The organism is Deltaproteobacteria bacterium (assembly GCA_016183175.1).
Classification (GTDB): Bacteria; UBA10199; UBA10199; order UBA10199; family SBBF01; genus JACPFC01.
The window spans coordinates 1-7,252 of record JACPFC010000122.1 but is presented as its reverse complement, the minus strand read 5'-3'; the positions used below and the strand labels follow the sequence as shown (position 1 = coordinate 7,252).

Sequence of the window (7,252 nt, the reverse complement as noted above, 5' to 3'; positions counted from 1 at the left end):
TTCACGTCGAAGTGTTATGGTAAATCCGACACCCAAAAACTCTCTTCTCCTCATCATCGACATCCAGGAAAAACTCTCCCGCGCGATGGATCAGGCGGTATTAAGCAAGGTCTGCGCGCAGATCAATCTGCTGGCGACGCTGGCGGATGAATTGAAAATTCCGATTTTTCTCACCGAGCAGTATCCACAAGGGTTGGGTCCGACGATCGAACCGATCAAAAAAATTCTCGAAGGGAAAAAATTTGCTCAACAGGGCAAACTGGCTTTTGGTTGTTGCGACGACGCGGCCTTCAACAAAAAACTAAAAACCTTCAGGCGAAAAAACATCATCCTTGTCGGGATGGAGACGCATGTCTGCGTTTACTTGACGGTGTTGGGGCTTCTAAAACAGCGCTATCACCCCTTTGTGGTGAGTGACGCAGTGATCTCGCGCGCAAAATTTTATTATAAAAACGGCCTTGATCTTGCCCGTCAAGCCGGGGCTATTCTCACCAACACCGAAACGCTTCTTTTTCAACTGATGGCGAAGTCCGGCACGCCGACGTTCAAAAAAATTTCCGCTTTGCTGAAGGAAAGCCTTTTACGTTCAACGACGAACGGGTGACGCAAACCCGAATATGGTAAAACGTTCCTAGGGCTGAACAATTTACTTGTAAAATGTTCATGGGTATGATCAAATTACAAAATGATTATCGATCGGGCCATTTCGGACCGGCTCGCCCATTTTAAGGACAAGCTTCTCTTCATTTCCGGGCCAAGGCAGGCCGGAAAAACCTTCATCATCGAACATCAGCTGAAGCCGGCGCTTGAATTGAATATGGATGTCGCCAAAGATCGCCTTGCCTTTAGGCAGTTTCCCGACTTTATTGTCAACTGGTACCGGACCACGAGGGGGGCCTTTCCGCGGGCGGCGTCAACCCGGCGGAAGCCTCTGGTTTTTATTGACGAGATTCACAAGGTGCAAGGCTGGCGCAATCTCATCAAGGGGACTTACGACAAGACAAAACAGGCCGTCAATTACGTGGCCTCGGGTTCTTCGGCATTTGCCATGCGGCGGCAGGATCAGGGCGACAGCCTGGCCGGCCGCGCCGTCTGGTTGACCCTTTTTCCGGTCACCTTCAGGGAATATGTGAAGACCATGGCGCCCGAAATCGTTCTGGAACAGCCGTGGAAGGCGCAAACCCCGCTCACCGACCTGGTCCGAAAGTATTTGCCCCATCAAAAAAGGCTCCGGGCGCTTTGGGAAAATTACGCCGCCTACGGAAGCTTTCCCGAAAATCTTGTCCGCAAAGACCCCGTTTTTTATCGCCAGTGGCTCGAAGATTATGTTGCCGCCATGCTCGACCGCGATTTGAAAGATCTGCACCTGGCCAAGGATGTGGAAAGGGTTTATCATGTTTTTCAACTTTTGCTCGCAGGACTTGGCTCGACCTATTCACTCCGAAATTTGGCCGAAACCCTGCAGGTTTCCCCCAACACCGTCAAAAGCGACATCCGGGCGCTCAAACAGGTTTTGTGGGGTTTTGAATTGCCGGTGGCCGGTTTGTCGAAAAGCCGGCAAATCAGAAAGGAAAAAAAATTTTATCCCGTCGATTTCTGTTTTTCCCGTCTTAAGGAGCCTCTCTCCGACGGGGCCCCCTTCGAGTGCACGGTCGCCTGCCTTTTGGCCAGAGGCCTTGCCTCGGAGACATCGGAAGTATTGGGGCGGCTTCAGTTGGGCTTCTACCGCGACTACGATCGGCGCGAAGTGGACTTTGTGGTGCGGGATAAAAGGGGAATTCGGCTGGCGGTCGAGTGCAAATTGAAGGTGAAAAACAGTTCGGGCGCCCTGGACTATCTTGCGCGGTTCAGGCCGACCGAGCGCATTTTGGCGGTGGAGGAGCCGAATATTTTCGGGACCGACAGGGGCATCTTTTCTATCAGCATTGAACTTTTGGCGGTTAATTTGGAATGAATTTTTCTCCCTCAAAATGATAAAATCGCCAAGAATTTGGCGTTTTTTTACCCCCTCAACCTTTTTCTTCTTATAACAATACAAGTAATTTCAATAGGTTGATAAGCCAAGCGCTTTGGCACGCGGATTGCATATACTCTTTTTGGGGTCACCTCTTTCGGGCAGGGAGATATAGCGAGTGTCATCCGATGCAAAAAAATTATAGGCACTTCAAGGAGTTGTTGCTAAAATTGCAAAGTACGCAACTCTCATGGATGTTTTGCCGATAATAATAAAGAGCAAAGACTTGCGAAAAATTTTAAAAAAGGAGTCACCCATGAATAGGCCATCATGTTCATCCATCATCATTCATACTTTTTTTGTCGCCGCTCTGGCGCTTTTTGCCTGGGGCGATTGCAGTGGGGGAGGGAGCAGTTCCAAAACCACCCTTTATAAGGATGCCGATGCCGATGGCTACGGCGACCCCAATACAACGGAGGAGTTCAAAACGGGCAATACCGAAACCGATGACGAGACCGGCCTCATTTCCGGTTCTGTTTCGGAATCCGTTTCCGGCCTCGATGGCGCCACGGCAACGGTTGAATATGCCTATGTTTCGGACAATACCGACTGCGACGACACGAGCGCGGACGCCAACCCCGGCGTTGAAGAGGTGGCCGATGACGGCATCGATAACGACTGCGACGGCTCGGCCGACGAGGGGGAAGAAGCCACGGTTGACGCGGATGCCGACGGCTATTCCGTCGATACCGATGGTCTTTATTCAAGCGATCGCGAAGAGGCCCTCGCCCAAAGCCTCGACTGCGACGACACCAGCGCCACCATTCACCCGGGGGCCAGCGAGGTAAACGGTGACGGGATCGACCAAAATTGCGACGGCGAGGATGACTTTGAAAGCGATGCCGACGGCGACGGCCATTCTTCCACGGCCGCGGGGGGGGATGACTGCGACGACACCAACGACGAAATCAACCCCGACGCCACCGAAAAATGCGACGATGTCGACAACGACTGCGACGATACGGTGGATGAATCCGATGCCTCGGACGTCGCCACCTGGTATCTGGACAGCGACAGCGACGGCTACGGCGATTCGGCCAACCGGACAACCGCCTGCGATCAGCCGACCGGCTATGTCGATAACGGCAACGATTGCGACGACACCAGCTCCTCCCTTAACCCCGCCGCAACGGATACCGAAGATGACGGGATCGACCAGGACTGTAGCGGCGCCGATGCCCAGTCTGTGGCCGAGCAAATGGAAGATGAGGATATAGCGGTTATTCCCTCTACGGAAACCAGTTGTTCCAATGGCACCGACGACGACGCCGACGGCTTAACCGACTGCAACGACGTGGGCGATTGTTCCGACCAGAAGCGGTGCTGGGCCACAGCCGGAATCTGGCGGGGATTTTACTTCGAGGAGATTACAAGCGATGAGAGCGATGAAAAGCGGTGTGAAGTGTGGGATAACACCGATCGGGAGATAAACTTTGCGACTTCTTATCTCAACAAGGTTGATGATGAGAGCGTGTCGACGGGGGGGACTGCGGAAGGAAAGCTCGAATTTAAGACGAGGTTTGGCGATAATGAGGACTACAGGGCACGAAGCTACGGGACCCTTTTGGCCTACAATACCGGCTATCTGAAGATTATCGAAGGGGATAAAGCAATCAGTTGTAGCGAATCCACAGCCGCCAGTGGGGTGTGCACAGGCACTGAAACCGTAACCCTGAACAGTGAAATTGAATATGCCGAGGAGTGGCTGGGTGATGACAAGAAGGTTGTTGTCCTTCTGCGGGGATACAACTTCGATGTTGATGGGGGCGATGCGAAAGAGGTGCGGGACCACAATTTTCAGGTTTATCTTGATCATGACAGTTTAAGCTCGTACTGGGACAGCAGTTCGCAGACCTATAAGGTGCCCGTCAAATTCGAAACCGATTTTAATGCCGATAGAGAGTGGGATTACGCAACGACCCTCTACTATACGCTGATTGTGTATGATTCCGATTACTTTACTTGGAAGACTGTCGATATCGGTAGCGATAGCTGGACGGATAAAGGTCATTATAAAGAGGTAACAAAAAACGATAGTGATACCACCTTTTCCACAAGTTGGGCGGACGAGATCGATGTGGATAATGCGTTTGTCGGCCTGAGGAGTAATGGCTGGGACAAAAGTAATGATTATGAAATATATCAGGCTTGGGCCTATATCATGCTTGGCACGGATAATAGCGATGACGATGGCTATACCGCCTCGAGCAGTAAGGCCAAAATCACGGGGAAAGGGGTGCTTTATAGTGTCTGTGATTCCCTGGAGGCAAAACCGGATCAAATGGTCGCAAGGATCATGATCTGTCGGGGAGACAACGTTTGTAAAGCCACCGAGAGTGACGGCTATACAAACGAGGATTTGGGTAAGACGGGCACCAACAGTGACATCAAGACCCAGGATACGCCCAATATGAGTATTACAGGGCTTGATTTTTAAGGGGGATAAAAATGAAACACGCACGCCCCATTCTGACCGTCCTTGTCTCTTTCGTCTCTGTTCTTCCCATTTTGAGGGCCGAGGCCTTTACGGTGACACCCCTTGAAGAGGAGACCAGGATCACAGGAACTATTGAGGCAACCTTGGCCTCATCAACATCGCCTGATCCGGCGGCCTCCGAGACCTGCTCCATGGGGCTTCTCGACGCCGGTTTTGGAGAAGGGGATGGAATTGTCACCGTGGAGAATGTGGTTGCCCGCGATCTGGCCGTCAGTGGGGACTATATCTATGTCGCGGGTTACACCGAACCGTCCACCTCCACAAGTGACGACCAGGACTTCTTTCTGGCCCGCTTTTTGTCCAGCGATGGAAGCCTCGATACCAGCTTTAGCGGCGACGGCATCGTGACAACCGATTTTAGCGGCAAGGACGACCAGGCGCGCGCCATCGGTATTGCCGCGGACGGGACCATTTATGTGGCGGGCTATGCCAATTCCTCCAACACCAGTTACGACATGGCCCTCTGGGTGGTCAACAGTTCCGGAAACGAAGTGGCCGCCACGACGGTCGATTTTGGCGGTTATTCCGACATCGCCAGCGACCTGGCCATCGATGCGACCACGGGCGATGTCTATCTGGCGGGGCAGGCGGGGGCGGGACTGTTGAGCTATGGCATTGGGCTGGTCAAATTCAACAGCGCCGGCGCCAAACAGGGGGACGCCGAAACAATCGAGTACAACGGATCGTGGGAATGGGCCACCGGCATTGCCATCGACGAATCCGGCGCCATTTATCTAAGCGGCGCTACAACCAATCCCGACAACTCGACCCAAGATATCTTTGTGATGAAATACGACAGCGGAGGCTCCCATTCGTTTGGAGTCTACGCTGTCGCCACCACCAGCGAATGGGCCCAGGATATGGCGCTCACCTCGTCCGGAAAAATCGCGGTGACCGGATATTCCTCCACGACCGGTTCCACTAAACTGATTACGGCGCGTTTTGCCTCTGCCACCCTTACGGCCGATGCCGGATCGACAACCACCTTCGATGTCGACTATGCCTACGGCTGGGCCGTTGCCGCCGATGCGAACGAGAATATCATCAGCGCCGGGTCGATAAAAACAGCGATAGATGCGGATTCCACCATGGCGCTGGCCCGTTACGATAGCGATTTTGCGCTCGATTCCACCTTCAGCAGTGACGGCAAAGTCACCCAGACAACCGGCGGCAGTTCGTCCGCGGCCTATGCCGTGGGTGTGGATACAACCGACGGCATCTACGCGGCCGGAACCAGCGACGACGATATGTTTCTGGCCAAATTTTACGGCGCCTGTTGCGGCGACAGCAACCAGGACGGCGGCGAAGAATGCGACGACGGCAACACCACCGATGGCGATGGTTGTTCGGCGTCGTGTACCGAAGAAGAGGAAACGGCGGTTACCGAAGAAACCGACTGCGACGACGGTACCGATGACGATAGCGATGGCTCCACCGACTGCGACGATAGCGACTGCGCCACCAACGCCGCCTGCACCGGAGGTGAAGCCGAAACCGACTGCACCGATTCCACCGACAACGACGAAGACGGCGCCACCGACTGCGACGATTCGGATTGCTCTGCCGACTCGGCCTGCGCCGAAAGTGGTTCAGCCGCAGTGGAGGAAGAGGAAGTGGAGAAAGGCGGATCAGCACTGGCGGGGGGAGGCTGTGGATGCACGTTCGGCGCCTCCAAAAATGGAGGTCCCGCCGGTTTGGACGCACTGTTTTTCACCGTGATTTTCATGGCGGTTGCCGTCCTGCTCCGCATCCGTTTGCGCCGCGTCCATTCCCATTTCTAAAATTTCTTGGCAATTTTTTCCCGGGTGTGGCATACAACCACCTCTATGGCCATTGTTGAAGAATCGGAATATAAAGGAAACCCTCTTTTAGTCCTCAAAAACACGCCGGAAGACCGGTATCCCTTCTCGTTCGGCATCAAGAAGGCGAAGCTGATTATCGAGCATTTTGAGGACATCAAAAAATTCGTCGCCAAACACGACAAGGAAAAAGAGGAATAAAACTATTCGTCCGCCTTGGCCGTCTCAACGGCGTCTTTGCATGTGTCGCTCAACTCCGACTTGTGTTCCCGGAGGCATTTGTTGACCTCCCGCGGCCCCTTTTCATCGGCGCAGAAACTCTCCTTGTCATTCTTGCAGGCCTCGACAATCGACTTGCGGTCCTCAAGGGAATCCTTGCAGTCATCCGAGAGTTCGCTCTCGTGCTCCTTCAGGCATTTATGGACCTCCGGCCCCTTTTCGGAGTCGGAGCAGTATTTTTCCACATCGGCCTTGCAGGCCTTCTTATCGCGCAGGTTCGGGTCGTCGGCCATGGCGTAAAGGCCGGCGCCAACCAAAACCCCAAAAACAGCGGTTGCCAAAGTACGCTTAAGCATAAGGTGATTTCCTCCTGTAAAATGTACGAAGCGTGACGGCCTCAAATAAGGCCATCGCCGATTCGAATCTGTGTCCGTTATGACGTTTGAATGGGCCAGATGGTTCAATAAAACCCCAAAATATCATCTTTTCCCCATGAAACAGGCAAAGAATCCTTCCATTATGGGGGATGGATAGATCCTCCTTGCCCTTGCCACCCACCGATGGAATGCTTTTCCCTCCCAACCCGCGAGTGCCGGTTTCAAAAAAGGAAATTTGAGCGGGATATCGAGAGCCTCGATGTCTTCAAGCTCTTTCAGGGCGCTGTCGGTCACCTCTTCATTTTCCTCCGGGGAAATAGCGCAGGTGGAATAGACAAGAAGGCCC

Annotated in this window: 7 protein-coding genes; 5 read left to right on the top strand and 2 right to left on the bottom strand. The window is 53.3% G+C overall.

From position 1 onward, the window contains the following. Positions 1-16 precede the first annotated feature (16 nt). The 5 genes from HYU99_11515 (at position 17) to HYU99_11495 (ending at position 6,511) form a co-directional block, all read left to right on the top strand. Complete coding sequence (locus HYU99_11515; protein ID MBI2340973.1) at positions 17-604, top strand: isochorismatase family protein; 588 nt, start codon at positions 17-19, stop codon at positions 602-604. 81 nt (positions 605-685) lie between these two features. Next, positions 686-1,954 carry an ATP-binding protein gene (locus HYU99_11510; protein ID MBI2340972.1) on the top strand — a complete coding sequence of 423 codons (1,269 nt, stop codon included), beginning with the start codon at positions 686-688 and terminating at the stop codon, positions 1,952-1,954. 316 nt (positions 1,955-2,270) lie between these two features. Then, the gene (locus HYU99_11505; protein ID MBI2340971.1) at positions 2,271-4,451 is read left to right on the top strand and encodes a hypothetical protein; all 2,181 of its coding nucleotides are present in this window, start codon (positions 2,271-2,273) and stop codon (positions 4,449-4,451) included. A gap of 11 nt (positions 4,452-4,462) precedes the next feature. Then, positions 4,463-6,292 carry a hypothetical protein gene (locus HYU99_11500; GenBank protein ID MBI2340970.1) on the top strand — a complete coding sequence of 610 codons (1,830 nt, stop codon included), beginning with the start codon at positions 4,463-4,465 and terminating at the stop codon, positions 6,290-6,292. Positions 6,293-6,337: 45 nt separating this feature from the next. Beyond that, on the top strand, positions 6,338-6,511 hold the full coding sequence (locus HYU99_11495) for a hypothetical protein (protein MBI2340969.1): 174 nt from the start codon (positions 6,338-6,340) through the stop codon (positions 6,509-6,511). A 2-nt stretch (positions 6,512-6,513) separates the two neighbouring features. Here the strand turns inward: HYU99_11495 and HYU99_11490 are convergent, their stop codons facing one another. Together HYU99_11490 and HYU99_11485 are read right to left on the bottom strand one after the other, a co-directional pair. Then, positions 6,514-6,885, bottom strand: a complete 372-nt coding sequence (locus HYU99_11490) for a hypothetical protein (protein ID MBI2340968.1) — start codon at positions 6,883-6,885, stop codon at positions 6,514-6,516. A gap of 123 nt (positions 6,886-7,008) precedes the next feature. Further along, the coding region (locus HYU99_11485; protein ID MBI2340967.1) for an RsmB/NOP family class I SAM-dependent RNA methyltransferase at positions 7,009-7,252 on the bottom strand (244 nt) is incomplete at its 5' end.